This is a genomic window from Catalinimonas locisalis, assembly GCF_038039535.1.
Classification (GTDB): Bacteria; Bacteroidota; Bacteroidia; order Cytophagales; family Cyclobacteriaceae; genus Catalinimonas.
The window spans coordinates 1-18,528 of record NZ_JBBPHP010000052.1; the positions used below are offsets into that span (position 1 = coordinate 1).

Here is an 18,528-nt window from a genome sequence, read left to right on the forward strand (position 1 = left end):
GCCCTGCTGTTAGGTTTTCAAACTCGGCTGGCGGCCATTGGACTGATACTGATCCTGTTGCCCATCACCTTTACCGTACAAATAGGGCAATGGGCTACCTCAGGCCCACTTTTTAAAAACATAGCCATACTGGGAGGCCTTACTTTTTTTGCAATCAATGGCTCGCTATGTCATTGCCTGGACAACTACATAAAAATCAATTCCTCTAAATCAAAAAAGAAATCAATATGAAATCATATAAAAACAAAATTCAAGTAATAATCGCGGTACTATTCATATTAGGGCTGACCTTAAATGCATCCGCTCAAACTACCTCAGAGCAGGGTGAAAATACTGGCAAGAAAAAATATGCTTTACTGGTCAGGAATACTGAGCACATGGGAGCCGCATTAAAAACAGCCTCTCAAATGAGAGAATCCGGGTCAAACTATGAAGCCTTTGAAGTGGTGGTGTGTGGTAAGGTAGTAAGCGAACTGATTGATAAGGAGAACGAGACTATTCCGGACATGCTAAAGCAAGCTGGGGAACTAAATGTAAGATTTTCTGTCTGCGGTATGTCCATGAATAAGTTCAACATTTCACCCGGGCTATTACCTGAGCAATTTGAGGTAGTGAACAATGGTCTGATCAGGATTTTTGAGCTACAGGAAAACGGCTACTACACCATTGAGCTTTAGTCTCATGCAAATGATTTTTAAACGGTAAAAATTTAATAAGATGACAAATAAAAAATATATGCTTCTTACGATGGTCCTTTTGGTACTGGGCTCAGTAACCTTTGCCTTCATACTGAAAGACGAGGAGCAGGATAAGCAACTCCAGGAAAATAAAGAAGTGGAAACTTCTGCAAATTATGGCCTTGACTTTAGCCTGGTTGATAAGGATGGCCAGCAAATCAATTTGAAGGATTACCAGGGAAAAACCGTGGTGCTTAACTTCTGGGCAAGCTGGTGCCCTCCCTGCATCGCTGAGATGCCGACCATTCAAACTTTTTACGATGAAATCAATAAAGACGAAGTGAAATTAGTATTGGTGGCGCTGGACAGGGACTTTAATAAATCTATAAATTTTATGGAGAATAAAGGCTTCAATATGCCTTATTATCGTCCGGCCTCCAATCTCCCCAGTCAGTTTGATATAAGAGGAATCCCCATAACCTACATCATAAACGGTAATGGTGAAATCGTCATCACGCATTCAGGTATGGCAGACTTTTCAAGTACAGAATTTAAAGAGTCCGTTGAAAAGGTGGCATCATGATAAATATCATTAAACATAAATGGGTGGTCATCCTCGGAGTGACCACCATTCTTTACTTCTCCGGATGGCACAAAGAAGTAATCGGAAAGCTTCAGCAAGGAGTGTTAGCAACAGGATTAATCAAACCTGAAGTGCAGGAGCGCAATACTTCTGAAATAGAATTTTTAAGCGGAGATATGATATTAGAATCCGCCAGTGGTGAACGGACAGCGCTAAGTCAATTGCAGGGCAAAGTCCTGTTTATCAATTTTTGGGCTACCTGGTGTCCTCCTTGTATTGCAGAGATGCCTGGTATCAACAAACTGTTTGAACACACAGATACTGATGAGGTAGCCTTTTTGATGATCTCCAGGGATGAAGATTTCAGCAAGGCCATTGCTTTTGTTCAGCGTAAGGGGTTTGATTTTCCTATTTACAGACTGAAGAGCCCCCTTCCATCTGTATTGCAAAGCAGGGTGTTACCCACAACATATATCATAAAGAAAGATGGAGAGATAGTGGTAGCACATCAGGGCATGGCTGACTACAATAATGAAAAAATGAAAGAACTTTTAAAGCAATTAAGTAATGAGCAGAGCTAAGAACTTGATTAGATTGTTTTTCATATTGATCTTCCTGATATCTTCCCAAATAATGAACGCCCAGGTTCGGGAAGATCCTGAATGGATCCTGAGTATATCAGACAGTCTTGAGACAGGACAAGAGGCAACCATTATAATAGAGGCCTCAGTCCCCAAAGATTGGTATATGTACTCCAGTGATTTTGACCCTGAGCTTGGGCCTATGGTTACTGAGGTACTTTTTGAAAAAAACAGCAGTTATGAGCTTATTGGTGGATTAAAACCAATAGGAGAAAAAGAAAAATATGATAGCTTGTGGGAAGGCAAATACACGTACTTCACTAAAAAAGCCGTATTTGAACAGCAGATTAAGGTAAAGGATTTGCCACTTCGGATAAAAGCCAGGGCCACTTACCAGATTTGCTCTGATGTAACCGGGCAGTGCATTCCATTTGAAACAAGTCTCAACTATCCTCAAGAGGTAAAGTATCAGTCTAACTCATTTAATAATGAAATGCTTCTAAACCAAAAGGAAGGGAGCATGGAAACAGTTAAAATACAACCCTTTGATAACCCTTATGAACCAAATGAAAGTAATAATTCTCTATGGGGTTTTTTCCTAATATCCTTTGGAGCCGGATTGTTGGCCTTGCTCACGCCTTGCGTATTTCCGATGATACCCATGACGGTTACCTACTTTACTAAATCAACTGCCAGCAGAACTAAAGCTATCGTAAATGCTTTGATTTACGGTGTATCCATTGTGGTGATTTACGCGTTTGTGGGGACACTTTTCTCTTTTTTATTCGGAGCTGAGTTTGCAAATTTTCTGAGTACACATTGGATACCCAATCTCATATTCTTTGCGGTATTTTTCATATTTTCTCTCTCATTTTTTGGGCTTTTTGAGATTACTTTGCCGAGTACACTCATCAATTCTTTTGATCGCAAGGCTGACAAAGGAGGCTTGACAGGCATCTTTTTTATGGCAATGACACTTGTATTAGTAGGGTTTAGCTGTACCGGTCCTATTGCCGGCACTATTTTATTGCAGGCAGCTAGTGGGGAAACCTTAATGCCTTTTGTAGGAATGCTCGGATTTTCATTGTCTTTTGCTATCCCTTTTACACTTTTTGCGGTTTTTCCCGGTTGGCTCAGATCTATGCCAAAAAGCGGTGGGTGGCTCAATACAGTAAAGGTTATTTTAGGTTTTTTAGAGTTGGCCCTTGCCTTAAAGTTCCTCAGCATCATTGATCAGGTGTACCACCTCGAGTGGCTCAGCCGAGACGTGTTTCTGGTACTATGGATCAGTATATTCTCGTTGGCAGGTTTCTATTTACTGGGTAAAATTCACTTAGCTGGAGATCAGAAAAACCAGCCCCTTTCTGTAGGTAGGCTAATGACGGCTATGCTGATGTTTGCTTTTGTTATTTACCTTATACCCGGACTTGTAGGAGCACCTTTAAAACCATTGGCCGGATATTTGCCTCCCATGACCACCCAAAGCTTCTCCTTGAAATCTTATTCTGGTAAAGACGAAGTATCGGAACAGACTGGTAACAAATCATGTGGTTCTCCAAAATATGATGATTTGTTTGAACTTCCTCACGGCCTGCATGGCTTTTTTGATTATGAGCAGGCACTAGCCTGTGCCGAAATGGAGAATAAGCCCCTGTTTATTGACTTTACAGGACATGGATGTGTAAACTGCAGGGAGATGGAAGCTCGTGTCTGGAGTGACCCTGGTGTGCTAAAACGCCTTAAAGAAGATTATGTAGTAGTCGCACTATATGTGGATGATAAAACAACATTGCCTGAGAAGGAATGGTATATCTCAGCTTATGATGGTAAGCCGAAAAAATCAATTGGGAGGCAAAATATGGACTTTATGATTCAAAAGCTCAACGCCAATGCACAACCCTATTATACTTTGGTAGGTGAAAATGAGCATTTGCTCTCAGCTCCATATGCCTATAATCTGGATGTGGAATCATTTATTGAATTTCTGGATAAGGGTATTGAGCGGTTTAAAGAAAATAAAAACCTATGAGTCAGGTAATTTTAGGGTTGATATAGATAAAGGGAGAAAATTGTGATGATTTGTCCTGTGCGGAAAAGGCCTCTTTCTCATACATATTCGGCGGGGCAATAATTAAATTGCCTCTGGCCTGCCAACACCAAAAACCATAGCTCTACCCCATTAGCGGGGCAGAGTTATGGTAAAAGTCGTACCTTTTTCCTGATTGCTCTCCAGTTGAAGGTCTCCCTCATGGGCTTTGATAATCTCATTGACGACGTAAAGGCCGATCCCATAGCTACTTTCACAAGCTCTGCCTTCACTCTCGGTGTACAGACCGGTGAAAATCATCCGACGCTTCTCCTCCTGTATCGGGTTACCCAGGTTATGTACAGAAAAACAGGCATGGCCGTTATCTGAGAATACCTTCACGCTTACTGGCCCACCCTGCTTACCGTAACGCAGGGCATTGGCCACCAGGTTAGTAATCACCTGGTTGATGCGCAACAAGTCCCAGTTCCCAGCTACCGGACCTAAAGATTCCAAATTGATTTCAGATTTGGGATAAGCAATCTGGAATTCCTGTACAATCTGCTCACACTGCTTGCTTAGTTCAGCAGGAGTTTTTTTGATAGACAAGCCACCTCCCAGCCGAAGGTTAGTCAGCTCCAGCAAATTGTTGATCAGCTCTTCCATGCGTTTGATACTGGTATCGCTGCGCTGCAGCAAGGCCTGATCACGCTCGGTAAGTTCGGGCGATTCACTAAGAATCTGGTTGACCCCCTTCACTGCTGCCAGTGGATTGCGCAGGTCGTGCCCCAGGATACCTAGGAACCAGTTTTTACTTTCGTCTATCTTGGTATGAAAACGTGCCATGGAGTGCATCCATGCCTCATCTATGGCTTCGTTGAAGCGGATCATATCCTGGAAGTTGACCTGCCCGGTATCGTGCCCCATTTTTTCTTCCCAGAGACGGAGGACGCTGGCCCGCAGGGCACGAAATTCAGAGCTGAGTTCTACGATGTCAAAGCCGGCTTCTACCCTCTGTGCCCCATGCAGTACGGCCGCCAAGTCGTCAATGGCATGGGCAGGCTTGTTTCCCCGTGACTTTTCTTTTTGCTCAGCCTTATTCTGGGGACTCTCCATATCATTAACGATACGGTCCAGCATTTGCATAATGTGGTCAAGTATTGAGTCCCGCTCCATGTCCTGGGTTGCCTGGATGTTATCCTGTGCGAAGAGCACCCACTCATAGGCGATTTCTTCTTTATTTTCCTGAATAAAATCAGTCAGTCTCATTGCGATTTCGGTAAAAGTTTGATCAAATGAAATAGTATCATGAGCAACTACCAGGTTTTATGGGGTAAAGTTCATTTTAGAGCTTTATCTGACAATATAGCCCAACTGAAGGTTCAAGTAGTGCATGTAAAGCTGATACAAAAAAACACATCAATATAGACTATTTCTTCTAACGGAAGAACACTAATTATTTAACCAAGGAAATTCACGCAATAAGTACTAAGCAAAAACATGGTTTAGTTCTATGGTTGTTTGATATTTTTTAAGGCTTCGTGGCATGATTACTAGGGCAGTAGGCTAACATGTATGGCCCGACGCCTGGTCCGGCTTATGGAAAGTAAAACAAAATTAACGGAGGCGAGCAGCAGTACGCAGGTAGCTAATGCTGCCAGCAGTAAAAATAATCAGGATTACTGACTATTCCTTTCGTGTTTATTTTGGTGTTAAGACGAATATCTGTGATAGGCTGTAGTTGATAGGTTCTATAAAAGTTGCTCCTTCTACCCAATGTAGATCCAATAGTACCTCTTTGTCTTGTCTTTCCTAAAAAGGTCCCTTTTTCGCACTTCTTATAAAGACAAAACACGCCATGAGTTTCCTTAGCTTGATTTAATATTATCCAACTTGATACTGAATGACTTAAGTCATTTTTATTTTTTCCTTAATTCTACATTTTTAGTATTGTATCAGGTATTTGTTGAGCCATGAAACCTAATCTCATAAAGCTCGCTATTGGCATAGTAGGCTTTCTTGTCATAGTATTGGCTGTAATGAAGCTTATAAGCCTTCGTTCCTACGATAAGGATAATCCTCGTAGCTTACCCAACGGCTATTTGATGACGCATAGCGTACACATAGATCGCTCTCCAAAGGAAGTTTTTGATTTCATCACTTATCAAATGGCAGATTATAATCTTTCGCTGGCTGATGCCCATGACAAGTTTGAAATCCTTAACGGGGATGGCCTTACTGAGGGGGCCATCTTCATTTCCGAAGAATATCAGGAAACCGAAGGGGTACGAAATCGCTACCTGGTGAAAGAAGTGATCCCTGAAAAGATGATATTCTATGCCTCCACGCCCAGCCTGATCTATGAATTAGAGGATGATGAGTGGAAACAAACGGGAAGCTGCAATGCCTATGTATATTTTGATATGAAAGACCAAAATGGGGGTACAAATCTTAGCCAGACCCTGGTGTTAGAAATGCACAACTTCTTCACTAAATTTATGATTGACATGATCATATGGGGAGAGGAGGAAAATGAATGGTACGATCACTTGGTGGAAGAACTGGAATCGCTGAAAGTAGCTATTGAATCCAATACTCCAAAGCTATGAAAACTGTAGGAGCCATTTTCATTATCCTACACGGACTGGTACATCTGCTGTATTTCGGGCAAAGTCAAAGATATTTTGAACTCAAGCCCGGATTGCAGTGGCCTGACCGGTCCTGGTTTTTATCCCGGATTCAATCCGAAAAAATGAACAGACTACAGGCAGGTGTTTTTTGCATCATAGGCGCTATAGTACTGGTTATTTCTGGCTTTAGCTTGTGGTGGGGAAAAGTTTGGTGGACCAACATCACTATCATTGGTCTGCTTTTTTCCTCCTTTATCTTTTTGCTGTTCTGGAATGGTAAATTGAAAAACCTGGCTGAACAAGGGGCCTATGCACTACTGATTAACCTGGTGATTCTTATAGTAATCTACCTTTGACGTAAAGATGAATAGTTTTAACGATTCAAGCTACAACCATGCCGCGGCTGCCATTGGCTCTGGCTTTGGCACTCTCAGCGCCTTAGGAGGCATGACGCATGGGATTGGAGAAGTACTTCAGGGCAATGTCTCTCCCGATGGTTTGTTCATAGCATCCTGGGCGGAAGGGCCAATAGCCGAACACCTTGGAGGAGATCCCGGTATGACGGTTATTCCTAACTTCCTCATTACAGGAATTGTATGTCTGATCGTTTCGCTGTTGATGATTGTTTGGTCAGCGAGATTTATCCGTAAAAGAAAAGGAGGTGTCGTATTGGTTATACTAAGCATCTTATTGCTATTATTTGGAGGTGGTGGAGGCCCTCCTGCTCTTGGCCTTCTGGCAGGGCTGGGTGCCTTAGGAATTCACAGCAAGTATCTCTTGTTACGGCAAAAATTGCCAAACACTTTTATTTTTGCTTGTTCACGAATATGGCCCTGGCTGTTTGGACCGACATTGCTGAATGCTATCTTCTTAGTGGTAGGTCATGTAGTGGCTGTTCTCTGGCTTGGAGTTACAAATGCTGAAATATTCGTTTTCAGCTTCTTCTTTGCGGTCTTATCTATCTCTCTATGCATCCTATGCGGTATCGGATATGATATCCATAAAACCCAGGAGGTTCATGAGGGAAAAATGATTGAGTATCAATAATCAACTTTTAAAGTGCTAACTGCTTTGGCTAAGAAACACTTAATATCTACACTTACTATTCTTTATTTCTCCCCACCTCTATTTCATATTCTTTTTCTTTATCCTCTGAATTACTCTGAACCATATCCACGGCAGCAGGGAGGGAAAAAGACGATTCAACCACCAGATAGGAATTTGCTTGCGAGGAGATACAATGATGCACTTATTTCTCAAAACTCTGCGCATCATATAATCAATGCATGCTTCGGGAGTAGGATAATTATGTTTTTTGCGTAAGTAACTCTCATCATGTTTTTTGTAGTAATCCGTAACAATCTGTGCAGATTTATGCATGGGCGTTTCCAGGTAACCCGGGCAAAGCGCAATAACTTTTATTCCATATTGCCTGGCTTCTGATCGCAGATTCAAAGTAAACCCTACCGCAGCATATTTGGAAGCACTATAGCTTGACATAAGCCCTCCTGGCATGAGGCCTGCAAAGGAGCTCACATTGACAATATGGCCGCTACCTTGCTGGATCATTATCGGATAAACCTTCATGCAGGCATAAATGATACTCCAGAAATTAACATCCATCATGTTATGCCAATGTTCCAAGGTCATGTCCTTAAACTCTCCCCCCAGTGCTGCTCCTGCATTGTTGAAAAGGAAATCAATACGGCCGTACTGATCCATGGTTTTATTGATCATTTTATCTACTGCCTTAGGATCTGCTACATCAACATGAATTACTATCCCCTCTCCCCCACCTTCTTTTATCTGATGTAGTGTTTCATCTGCTGATGATAAGTTGATATCTGCAACCGTCACTAAAGCTCCCCTTTTCGCACAATATTGGGCAATAGTTCTACCAAGCCCCGAGCCAGCTCCAGTAACGATAACAATTTTTCCATCCAGTTTCTTCATGACAGCTTTTTTGTGAACCAGACAGTAATCTGTTGAGTAAATTTTTATTGATACTCGTCATTTTAGGAATGTTCCTAAGCATTGTTTAGATGTGGGAAAACTGAATACCGACAAGGTTACAAGTATCTTTTTCTCTTAGTCTTATTGATCACTTATCCTCAATATTTTACCATTGGGTTGGATAGCAAGATTATCCCGCTCAACTACTCAAGATAAGTTAGCTTTAATATTAAGGCTACTTCAGACAGTTATCCTTATCTTTTCCTAAATCTTTTTTGCCCATGCTTCAGCTCTTTTCTTTTCTCCTTCCAGTAGAGGCCCTTCCTTATCCGTAACACAAAATCCTTCAGGCTCAATTATTGACTCTCCACCCTTTTTTTTCATGCTCTTTTCAATCGTCTTAGCCGCATAGCCCCCTGTTTTGACGATAAATCTTAGTACTCCTGACTTGATACTTCGTAAAGCCATTCTGGTATCAAAAGCCGCTACCATTATACCTTTTAGTTTATCACCGGGGAGTGTCTTGAAAAACTCCTGTGTTGCAGGGGATGGACGAAACCCTCGGGTGGGAGAACCCACGATTAAAAGATCTGGTGTACTGAAATGATTTGGGTCCAAGGTTTTAATATCAAGTACCTCAACCTTTGCTCCGAATAAAGTTTGTCCGATCACTTCAGCAATTTCCCTGGTATTACCAAAGTATGAATCATAAAGAATCTGGATTTCCATTGGATTCTCACTTAAGATTATTCTACTCTCCTTAAATTTCCCACTTCAATGCCATATTATCAATGACATAAATCAACTAAACATCTGATTTAATACATACCTGTCATGAAAGTGCATCTATTACTCGTCTTCTACTATTTGCAGCAACTAAAAGTAACAGGAACCTTCCATGTCTCTCTCCCATCTTTTCCTAAATAATTCATTCCATGTTTATCAATTTTTTTCCACAAACCCCGTCCATTATTCATAGTGCTAAAAGAACATGGTGATCATGAGTTTTTTAACACAAGATATTTAGAGCTCTGACAAATACGATCCAGCTGAAAAGTCAGTTTGATTGGCAGATGATTATAAAATAAAACCTCCTTTTTCCTGTAATGTTGATTTAGTACACATCCACGTTTAGCTTTGCATTCGGGTACGCTGACTTTGCGAACTTATTCGCGCAAACTTCACGCATATATCCCTATACATGAGCATAGTTCTAGGATCACTTTAATTGCAAGAGAGATACTGACATGCATAGGCAACTCCCATATTCGTGTGTTTTTTCACGCTAAGAGTTCTGAAACTGAAGTCAATATGAGTAGTATAGGGATCGAGTATATATTGAGTTATACACTCCTTGATGGGGAATTGTGAAATATTGCTGGTCCTTGGTTGCTCAATATTGCGCCAAATTGCTACGGAATATTGAGCAATATCTATAGGGTTGCTATGACTCCAACCCACCATGTATTTAATATACCGCATACCTATGGAAACATGGATTTTTTCACCTGGGCAACTGTGAGCCAATTAATTACCGGAAAGTCTATGCTCTCCAACACCTTAAAGTCTGAGCTGTTATTGCTGATTAATAGATCTGCCTGACCTGCTATATAAGCGTCTGTAAACTTATTATCATCCGGATCTTTGATGATCAGATTCCAAAAAAAAGAGGGCTCTACCCTTTTACAATTGCTCCTCCTAATGATCCCATTGACCACATTTTCAGCAATGGATGCATTGGTCTTCCTCATCAGGATTTCATGATATTCCAACAGAATATCTGTCGTTACAATCAGTTCATACCTTTTCTCTACAAAATATTGAAAGATCCAGTGCTTAAGCGATTTTCTAGGAAAAGTTTGAAGCAGTGCGTTGGTATCAAGAATGACTTTCACGATGATAAGGAGTTCTCAATTTTTCTTTACCCCATTGAGCTGACTTTTCCTTCATATCCCACTCTTCTTTTTCTGCTAGTTCATCTAGCTCCTCTTGAGCTTTGTCAAGAAAATAATTGGAAAGTAAGTCCTTGATTTCTTCTTCTTCTTTTGAAGTCAAATTTTTATGAGCAAACATATCCAGTATTTCCATTTGCATGGGAGTCATTTTATTGGCAGCCAGTACGGGTTTACCCTGTTGTCTTTTCATCTCTTTACTCTTAGTCATAAAACATCATGCTTTGATCCTTCAATATATTGATACGGGCAAGAAAAAACTAATGTTGTAGTGTCACTAAGTGACAAGCAGGTACAGTTGGCTAACTCTAAAAACTTGACTTGTCCTGTTTTGAAAAGGTACTACGCTAAGCTCCTCCCTCCTACTTATTCTTTACTTTAGGGATATATAATGGCCATCTAGTACCAAATTAAGCAAATACGACCTCTATCTATCAGGCTCTTTCTCATCTTTTGGTTACGCTACCACAACGCATCTGTAACGCTACTTAACGCGGACTTTACGATAAAAAACGATACTTGAACGCTATCCACATCATCTTTACGGAAGCTTAACGGATCTTTTACGCATCAACTACGATATTTTTACTGACGAATTTGAGATGAAAGTTAGTTAACCATCTGGGTCTTTCATGTTTCGGGGCACCTAAATACTATTCAAGTGACCAAAAGTCCACCATAAGGGTGAGTTTCTTAGCCATATATTTTTACTTTATTCAGGACACATTCACCTCAACTAAAGGGGGCAATTCTACATGGCATTTAGAATACAATACACTCAGGTCCTCAAAAGAACAGCAGTTTTCATAGTGCAAAAGTTTTATGTGGTCCTAACTTCTCACTATCCAGAATTCTAAAGTAGCTAAAGCTCTAAGGTAATACTTTTCATTTTGAAGAGAGAATCATTATCAAATAAACCCTCCTTTTCTTCTAGTTAGTGTAAACGGCGGTCATGGGGTTTCTTGAAAATGGAATGCCTATATCTTCAGAACTTCGTTCATTAGTAGTTAAGCTAAGTAAGCTGTCAGAAAATATATAGTCACCCTCACTTGTGCTTCCAAAACTCTCAGGTACGAACAAAGATAAAATGGATCGAGCACGCTTCAAACTCCCCGTCATTGTCAAAGTCATATTCCCCAGAATCAGCGCCCCCATTTAAGGATAGGGTGGTCCCGTCAAAAGTATGACCGTAAGTATCCCAATCATTAGGGTCATCATCCCAGGCAATGGCTAAGTAGAATGTTTGCTGCCACTCCTCCCAGAACAGTTCTCCACTTACTGTATAAGCATTCCGGTCTACCGGATCCAGTGTCAAGGTAAAGCGGCCATTAGATTGCACGGACATGCTGGCGTTTCCCCCGTTTGCGACCACGTCTACCGAGACAGTATTTACACTAAATTGGGCTTTAGTGGCATTCCAGGTTCCGGCCAGTTCGCTGATCCGGAACGGACCATCTTTGGTTAGGGGCTCTTCGTCATCATCCGTACTACAGGAGAAATTCAGAGAAACTAATCCGATCAAAAAGATATATATACACGATTTCATAGCTATAAATTTTGGGAGTTACAAGTGTACCCACTGCCGAAACAACATTAAGTTATTTTGATTTTTTACTTTTAACAATGACATTGATCAGTGTGCTGGTATTACTTCCGAACGCTGTGAAAAACGTTCTGCACTTCGTCATGCGCTCCGATATTTTCTAGCGGCTCTCAACTTTATCAATTTATTCAACCCTCAGTTCCTCTGTTTCCAGCCGAACACGCTTAAAACTGGAAAATGATTCCGATGACATGTAGGGGGTATTATAGGTAGGTTAATAGTTGATGGAGTTGGTCTATAGAGTAGAAAAACCTGGTGAATTTAGGTGCTTTCATCTTTAATGTGCAACAATCGCTTAATGTCGAATTATTCTCCCCCTACTCCCTGAATGGGCGAGTATTAATTTAATAATTTCAATTGAGAGGTAAATTATGATAAAATAAACCTTCCTTTTTTCGGTAATGATAATTTGATGAAAATCATTTACTTTGTAGTGCTTATTATTATAAATAAATATCCATCTTTGAGTTTTCTTCTAATTTATAAGAAATGAGCAAAAATATCACTCAAAGAACAGTCGCTTACCTTCGCGTTTCCACCATTGATCAGGATCTGGAAAAAAACAAAGCCGATATCCTTCACCTTGCCAATGAAAAGAATTTAGGAAGGGTAGAATTTATGCAGGAGAAGGTCTCCGGTAAAATCTCCTGGAAACAGAGAATGATTGGGCAGCTCATTGAAGAACTTGATAAGGGTGATGTGATTCTGCTAAGTGAATTTTCACGCTTGGGTCGTAGCATGCTGGAATGTATGGAGATCATCTCCATTGCCATGCAAAAAGGAATCAAGATTTACACCGTCAAGGGTAACTGGCAATTGGATCATTCTATTCAGAGTAAAGTCATGGCGATGGTTTTTTCTATGGCTTCTGAAATAGAGCGGGATCTGATCAGTAAGCGTACCCGTGAATCACTCAAAGCTAAAAGACTTGCCGGTGTAAAATTAGGCAGACCCAAAGGGCCTGGTAAAAGTAAACTGGATATCTACCGTCCTGAAATAGAGGCTTTATTATCCAATGGCTCTACCCAAAAGTTTATCGCTAACCGATACAAGGTCACAGAAGCCACGCTTTCTAACTGGATAAAGAAAAACAAGATCAAGAAAATCAACCAGTAGTCAAAATAGCTCTGAAAACAAGCGGCAATGTAATTCTGAAAATCACATACAAGCTTTAATGAAATACTAAACTTTAAGATATCTTTTCATATGCTTATTGGATATGGATATTTCGGTAATACAGGTTCTTCTTCATTTTTGATGCAACAGGAATTTTAGGAGCTGGGTTGACATTATCCGGATATGGATCTAATGTCAATACTTGCATGGGAAGAAAAGTTGGTACTGGATGAGGCTACTATTGACGGGAACTCTTTGGAGCTAAAGGTAAAAACGGCAATCAACAGCGGAATCTGCCCTCTTTGCCAGACTCCTTCATCACATATTCACAGCCATTACTGTAGAAAAATAGCCGATCTTCCATTATCTCTAAAGGAGACTTCTATAATTTTAAATGTAAAGCGCTTCCGCTGTATGAATGAGCATTGTATCAGAAAAATCTTTTGTGAACGATTAGAATCTATTCCTGCATACTATAGACGTACGAAAAGAATGGAATATCGTCTTAAAGAAATTGGATATCAATTAGGAGGACAAGCAGGGGCATATTTAGCTTCTTTGCTAGGTATGCCTGTGAGTGATACAACAATGATCAGAATCCTGAAAGCTACTGAAACCATATCCTGTGTGACTCCAAAGGTACTAGGTGTTGATGATTGGTCATTGAAGAAAGGCCAATCTTATGGTACTATTTTAGTAGATCTGGAAAAACAGAAGCCTATTGAATTACTTCCTGATCGTGAAGCTGAAACACTTGCTACTTGGCTAAAGACTCATCCAGGGGTAGAAATCATTAGTCGTGACAGAGCTAATTGTTATTCAGAAGGAGCTAAAGAAGGCGCCCCCGATGCTATACAAATTGCTGATCGGTGGCACCTTCTCAAGAATCTGGGTGATGCATTAAAAAGAATGCTGGAAAAACAGCATGCTGAATTAAGAATGGCAGCTAAAGCACTAGCTCTAAAGCAGCTACAACAACAGATTAAAGATATTACGCCTGATACTGTCACTGGTCCTGCTGTTTCGCTTTCATCTCCAACAGCCCATAGGGCTGTGGTCTTTCAAGAAGTAAAATCGCTTTTAGCTCAAGGTTATTCCAGTAGAGCTATCGCCAGACAGCTAAAGATTGGCAGGAATGCAGTCAACAGATACAGAAATTTTGAGCATTATCCTGCTAAAAGTCGTCCGAAAAGTCAGCAATCAACAGTACTTCCTTTTAGAGAATACCTGGATAAACGCTGGCAAGATGGTGAAAAGAACATAAAGCAGCTATGGAGGGAGATAAAAAAACAGGGCTATCAAGGAAGCCTTGGTAGCGTCTAGCGGTTTTTTGAAAATATGCCCAAAGATGCTGCTGCCTTACCTTTACCAGAACTGGAAGTAAAGAATTGGATGCGGCGTGCAGCGCACCAAGGAAGGTTCAATTCTTACTCAGTAAAAAAGAGCCAGATATAAATATGGAAGAGCTGAACTTTCTGGATCTTTTCTTTGAGATTTGTCCTCAAGCGAAACGAGCAAGGAAATTGGCGCTAAGCTTTCATACCATCTTTGAGAAAAAAGATGCCAAAGCACTGCCGGATTGGATACAGCAGGCAAAAGATAGTGGCATAGCAGCACTCAAAAACTTCGCTACAGGATTAGAAAGTGATTATGCAGCCGTGGAAGCTGCCGCTACCTATCATTGGAGTAATGGTCAAGTGGAAGGGCAAGTAAACCGACTCAAACTGATCAAAAGGTAGATGTACGGTCGCGCTGGCTTTGAATTACTCCGCAAAAGAGTGGTCAATTACTATGCCTCAGGTTGATATCATCAAAAGTGAAGAAGAACCGTAGCCCTGGGCAGGAAAAATTACTTATTTGCTGGATCACACGACGCTGCTCAAAGAGCCGCCATGATGTAAACCTTCTTTGCCATCTGTAAAAAGCATGAGGTAAACCCTTACCAGTGGCTTAAGTATACCTTGGAAAACATCATGGCTATCAACCATAAGAACATTAAAGACCTTTACCTCCAGAACTTTAAAAACAACATGTAGTTTAACGGATGGATACGGAACTGCCGCTCCACGGTGGAACCTTTTCCGCATCAATCCGGTACAAGCATACATGGCAGAACCAGAGTACCTTCTTTTGCTAACAGGTGACTCAAGGGTTTACTAACCATAGGGGCTGTGAACACTTTGAAAAAGGATAATGAGTATCATCGGTTTTATGATAGAAAAATTGAGCAAGAGAAGCATCATATGGTGGCTCTCAATGCGGTAAGAAATAAGCTCATCAGCCGTATGTTTGCTGTCATTAATCGTGATTCCCCTTACGTAGCTTTACAGGGCAGGTAAACTAAAGAGAAAGAGGTAGGATATGGTGGGATTGATTATCACTCACATAAGTGAGATGAATGTACTTTGCCAATTTCTTATATATAATATTTATACTCTTTGGCTTGTTTTTCTAATAGAATAACTTGTTGGTAGTAGTTTTGCCCTTCTTAAAGTTCTCCAAATCCATGATAAATTCTTGGAGTTTAATATCAAATTTTCCCTTCGCCATACTGATTGATGCGATCAAGGTATCCGAATCATTCCAACTCTTTGGAAAGTCTGTTGAGGATTTAATTTCATAATTTTCTGAGATTTAATCAAGATATATTAATATAGAGAATTTATTGAACCTTCACACATTAACCTACCTGATACAAAACCTTTGGGAGTGGTGTTTTTTGTTTTCAGTTTGTCACTCCGCTCTCCAGTATACTAAATGTCTTTTGCACACAATCAATCTCCGCAAGCACTCCGTAAGGCAGGGTGAATGTGGGACAGGTATGTCCAAAGTCCATCTCTGTTACAATTGGAAGCTGGTCATTACCCTGTTCCTCTCGCACCACTTGTAAAAGTACTTCATTATAGGCATCTGCATATTTATTATCATAAGGTCTGCCAAATATAAGTCCGTTGATTTTCTCAAAAACACCTTGTGCTGCATAATTTCTTAAAATCCCTTTAAAATGGCTTGGAGATATCATTTCTTCGGATGTTTCTAAAAACAAAATTTTGTTCGTCCACTCTGATCTATCCAACCAATAGTCGGTTGCTTTTAATAATTCTAACACTTCAACACAGCCACCGATCAGCCGCCCTTCCACCTTTTTGTTTCCTTGCAAAAAATTCCATCCCTTATTTGGGTTCAAACTTCTCTTTCGGTTTTGCAGTTCTGGCATATTCCAGTCTAGAAATTCAGAAGTCCAGCCCTCTTGGTTCGGTAAAACCTGATTGATGGGGGCTGATGAAAAAAGCATTCGTCTAATATCATCTATCTGATACTGATGCATTCCTCCGTTCTCAGCAAAACCGACCAACACTGAGGTTCCAAAGAATGAAGTCAGTCCAGCCTTGTAGCAGGCAAAATGGGTTATTGTTGCATCGGAAAAACCTAAGAATATTTTAGGATTTTGTTTAATCATCTCGGTGTCAGTATAAGGCAAAGTTCTCAGACTGTCATCGCCACCAATGATGGAAAAGATTGCTTTGATAGACTTGTCTGAAAATGCTTCCATCAAATCATATGCTCTTGCCTGAGGATTTTTTGCAATAAATTCGGCTGACCTCAAGGCATGCTTGGTTTCCACTACATTCAGTTCAAATGTTTCCTGGAGTTGTCGTTTACCGATTTCATATCTGTGTAAAAGTTCTCCTGCCCCACCCCAAGAAAGTGAAATGGTCGCTATGGTGTCGCCCGGCCTTAATAACTTTGGTTTGATAAGATTCATAGTAGGTTTAATTTCTTGATATTTCATGTTTTTAAGGATGGAACTCTCTTTAACTGGCTGCCATATTCACCCTGACCTATCGGATGGTTTTCAATTTTCATTTATCGTAGAGAAATAGACCCAGACAATAAATAATAATTGGAGCGGTATTTTGAACCAAAGATAATTTAGCCCTGGCCCGTTAAAAGTAGCTGTTTGATAATCTAATTGGTTAATGGCTGCATTTATGTTCGTCGGTAAAATCATAATGAAGAACAAAATCAGGAACCAGGCGGTAATTTTTCTGAGTTTATAAATATGAAGTCCAATAGCTGCTAGTATTTCTATGACAGCAGTTATGTAAATAAGCTCTTTCTTAAACAGCATGAAGTCTGAAATCATCAATACCACGCCTTCTGTAAACATGAAATACCCCATAGCCGTGAAAAGCAACATAACAAACATACCGATTCTGGCTAATAATCAAGTGTTGATGTTTCCTTTTGTAAATTTGAAAATTAATTTACTGGTTAAAGTGGCAAGTATTAAAACAAATAGTCGTTTCATTCCCTTATTGACTGATCTTTAAACCAAAAGCTGAAAGACAAATCATTATTTAATGCTTGCGTATTCCTTTTCTACTTCAAGTAGTCTTTTCTTTCTCCATATTCCTCCACCATACCCCGTCATACTACCATCTGTACCGATTACCCGATGACAGGGTATTAAAATAGATATCCTGTTCATTCCGTTTGCATTAGCAACAGCTCTAACGGCGTTCGGCTTTTGAATATTCATGGATTGTTCTTTATATGTTTGTGTGGTGCCATAAGGGATTTTTCTCAATGCATTCCAGACCAATTGCTGAAAGGCGGAACCAGGTGTATGTAAGGGTACAGTAAACTCTTTTCTATTGCCATTAAAATACTCTTTTAATTGCTTTTCCAATAATTCAAAAAGTGGGTTTTCTCCTTGAACAATTACTGCATTAAGTTTTTTTGTTAGGTCTTTGAATTCATTTTCCAACATTCTTCTATCGGTAAACTCTAATAAACAAATACCCTTACCTGTTGCGCAGGCATACATTGTACCTAATGGACTCTCAATGCGTTTTACATCAATGATTTGTTGTGTTCTACTATGATTTGGTGCAGCGCCAAATATATTTTTAAACGAGCTACCAAAACCACTTAAAGAATCGTAGCCACTGTCAAATGCAACTTCTGTGACATTTGCACCTTTTTGGATTTTTTTGAAGGCAGTGTTAAGTCGTAACATTCTTTGATAAGAGTGAAATGTAATTCCATGATTATTTAAAAACCATCTGCGAATTTGACTTGGACTGGCTCCCATTCTTTTTAAATCATAATCTTTAATTCTACCTAGAGGATTTGCTTCAAGGAGATTCAAAATATTTTTTATGTCAGCGGGTGTTTGATTTAGATTTTCTAAAGGTTTACAAACCATGCATGCTCTATAACCTTTTAATATGCACTCCTTAGAGGTTTTAAAGAACTCTACATTTTCTGGTTTGGGTTTTCTCGCAGAACAAATTGGTCGACAAAATATGCCGGTGGTCTTTACGGCAGTGAAAAAAACACCTTCATATTGTGAGTCCTTCTCAAGGATTGCGTTGTACATTTGATTGAATGTCAGTTCCAT

20 protein-coding genes and 2 pseudogenes are annotated in these 18,528 nt (G+C 40.1%); 13 read left to right on the forward strand and 9 right to left on the reverse strand.

Translation table 11 applies throughout. The features are described from left to right. The 5 genes and pseudogenes from WJR50_RS30390 to WJR50_RS30410 form a co-directional block, all read left to right on the forward strand. Window positions 1-231, forward strand: a pseudogene (locus tag WJR50_RS30390) (DoxX family membrane protein); the annotation flags it as partial. After that, on the forward strand, window positions 228-677 hold the full coding sequence (locus tag WJR50_RS30395; RefSeq protein WP_341297101.1) for a DsrE family protein: 450 nt from the start codon (window positions 228-230) through the stop codon (window positions 675-677). The pseudogene WJR50_RS30390 and the gene WJR50_RS30395, both read left to right, overlap by 4 nt. Window positions 678-717: 40 nt before the next feature. Further along, window positions 718-1,260 (forward strand): TlpA family protein disulfide reductase, encoded by a 543-nt coding sequence (locus tag WJR50_RS30400; protein ID WP_341297102.1) that lies wholly within the window; start codon window positions 718-720, stop codon window positions 1,258-1,260. Beyond that, on the forward strand, window positions 1,257-1,841 hold the full coding sequence (locus WJR50_RS30405) for a TlpA family protein disulfide reductase (RefSeq protein ID WP_341297103.1): 585 nt from the start codon (window positions 1,257-1,259) through the stop codon (window positions 1,839-1,841). The genes WJR50_RS30400 and WJR50_RS30405 overlap by 4 nt, the downstream gene beginning before the upstream one ends. 52 nt (window positions 1,842-1,893) lie before the next feature. Next, window positions 1,894-3,870 carry a protein-disulfide reductase DsbD family protein gene (locus tag WJR50_RS30410; protein ID WP_341297104.1) on the forward strand — a complete coding sequence of 659 codons (1,977 nt, stop codon included), beginning with the start codon at window positions 1,894-1,896 and terminating at the stop codon, window positions 3,868-3,870. Window positions 3,871-4,020: 150 nt separating this feature from the next. Here WJR50_RS30410 and WJR50_RS30415 read toward each other — a convergent pair whose 3' ends face one another. Next, on the reverse strand, window positions 4,021-5,136 hold the full coding sequence (locus WJR50_RS30415) for an ATP-binding protein (protein ID WP_341297105.1): 1,116 nt from the start codon (window positions 5,134-5,136) through the stop codon (window positions 4,021-4,023). A gap of 704 nt (window positions 5,137-5,840) precedes the next feature. Here WJR50_RS30415 and WJR50_RS30420 point away from each other — a divergent pair. The 3 genes from WJR50_RS30420 to WJR50_RS30430 are packed head-to-tail and all read left to right on the forward strand — an operon-like array spanning window position 5,841 to window position 7,544. Further along, entirely contained in the window at window positions 5,841-6,476 is a 636-nt protein-coding gene (locus WJR50_RS30420) for a hypothetical protein (RefSeq protein ID WP_341297106.1), read from the forward strand. Next, complete coding sequence (locus WJR50_RS30425) at window positions 6,473-6,853, forward strand: hypothetical protein (RefSeq protein ID WP_341297107.1); 381 nt, start codon at window positions 6,473-6,475, stop codon at window positions 6,851-6,853. Before WJR50_RS30420 ends, WJR50_RS30425 begins: the two co-directional genes overlap by 4 nt. 7 nt (window positions 6,854-6,860) lie before the next feature. Then, the gene (locus tag WJR50_RS30430; RefSeq protein ID WP_341297108.1) at window positions 6,861-7,544 is read left to right on the forward strand and encodes a hypothetical protein; all 684 of its coding nucleotides are present in this window, start codon (window positions 6,861-6,863) and stop codon (window positions 7,542-7,544) included. A 78-nt stretch (window positions 7,545-7,622) separates the two neighbouring features. Here the strand turns inward: WJR50_RS30430 and WJR50_RS30435 are convergent, their stop codons facing one another. From WJR50_RS30435 to WJR50_RS30455, 5 genes are all read right to left on the reverse strand, one after another. Next, window positions 7,623-8,450 carry an SDR family NAD(P)-dependent oxidoreductase gene (locus WJR50_RS30435; RefSeq protein WP_341297109.1) on the reverse strand — a complete coding sequence of 276 codons (828 nt, stop codon included), beginning with the start codon at window positions 8,448-8,450 and terminating at the stop codon, window positions 7,623-7,625. Window positions 8,451-8,714: 264 nt separating this feature from the next. Then, window positions 8,715-9,179: a flavodoxin family protein gene (locus WJR50_RS30440; protein WP_341297110.1), complete on the reverse strand. Its 465-nt coding sequence runs from the start codon at window positions 9,177-9,179 to the stop codon at window positions 8,715-8,717. A gap of 755 nt (window positions 9,180-9,934) precedes the next feature. After that, window positions 9,935-10,345: a putative toxin-antitoxin system toxin component, PIN family gene (locus tag WJR50_RS30445; RefSeq protein WP_341297111.1), complete on the reverse strand. Its 411-nt coding sequence runs from the start codon at window positions 10,343-10,345 to the stop codon at window positions 9,935-9,937. After that, window positions 10,329-10,613 (reverse strand): DUF8507 family protein, encoded by a 285-nt coding sequence (locus WJR50_RS30450; RefSeq protein WP_341297112.1) that lies wholly within the window; start codon window positions 10,611-10,613, stop codon window positions 10,329-10,331. Before WJR50_RS30450 ends, WJR50_RS30445 begins: the two co-directional genes overlap by 17 nt. An 855-nt stretch (window positions 10,614-11,468) precedes the next feature. Next, window positions 11,469-11,948, reverse strand: coding sequence for a hypothetical protein (locus tag WJR50_RS30455; RefSeq protein ID WP_341297113.1), 480 nt, complete (start codon window positions 11,946-11,948; stop codon window positions 11,469-11,471). A gap of 546 nt (window positions 11,949-12,494) precedes the next feature. On the opposite strand from WJR50_RS30455, the gene WJR50_RS30460 reads away from it, so the two are divergent. The 5 genes and pseudogenes from WJR50_RS30460 (at window position 12,495) to WJR50_RS30480 (ending at window position 15,460) form a co-directional block, all read left to right on the forward strand. Beyond that, complete coding sequence (locus WJR50_RS30460; RefSeq protein ID WP_341297114.1) at window positions 12,495-13,121, forward strand: recombinase family protein; 627 nt, start codon at window positions 12,495-12,497, stop codon at window positions 13,119-13,121. 192 nt (window positions 13,122-13,313) lie between these two features. Continuing rightward, complete coding sequence (locus WJR50_RS30465) at window positions 13,314-14,444, forward strand: ISL3 family transposase (RefSeq protein ID WP_341297115.1); 1,131 nt, start codon at window positions 13,314-13,316, stop codon at window positions 14,442-14,444. A gap of 65 nt (window positions 14,445-14,509) precedes the next feature. After that, entirely contained in the window at window positions 14,510-14,860 is a 351-nt protein-coding gene (locus WJR50_RS30470; RefSeq protein WP_445223504.1) for a transposase, read from the forward strand. 84 nt (window positions 14,861-14,944) lie between these two features. Next, window positions 14,945-15,157: pseudogene (locus tag WJR50_RS30475) on the forward strand (IS66 family transposase); the annotation flags it as partial. A 135-nt stretch (window positions 15,158-15,292) separates the two neighbouring features. Next, window positions 15,293-15,460, forward strand: coding sequence for a hypothetical protein (locus WJR50_RS30480; RefSeq protein ID WP_341297116.1), 168 nt, complete (start codon window positions 15,293-15,295; stop codon window positions 15,458-15,460). A gap of 386 nt (window positions 15,461-15,846) precedes the next feature. On the opposite strand, the gene WJR50_RS30485 is transcribed toward WJR50_RS30480, so the two are convergent. From WJR50_RS30485 to WJR50_RS30495, 3 genes are all read right to left on the reverse strand, one after another. Beyond that, window positions 15,847-16,914, reverse strand: a complete 1,068-nt coding sequence (locus WJR50_RS30485; RefSeq protein WP_341297117.1) for a S66 family peptidase — start codon at window positions 16,912-16,914, stop codon at window positions 15,847-15,849. A gap of 63 nt (window positions 16,915-16,977) precedes the next feature. After that, on the reverse strand, window positions 16,978-17,331 hold the full coding sequence (locus WJR50_RS30490; protein WP_341297118.1) for a DoxX family protein: 354 nt from the start codon (window positions 17,329-17,331) through the stop codon (window positions 16,978-16,980). A 147-nt stretch (window positions 17,332-17,478) separates the two neighbouring features. Then, window positions 17,479-18,528: a bifunctional transcriptional activator/DNA repair enzyme AdaA gene (locus tag WJR50_RS30495; RefSeq protein WP_341297119.1), complete on the reverse strand. Its 1,050-nt coding sequence runs from the start codon at window positions 18,526-18,528 to the stop codon at window positions 17,479-17,481.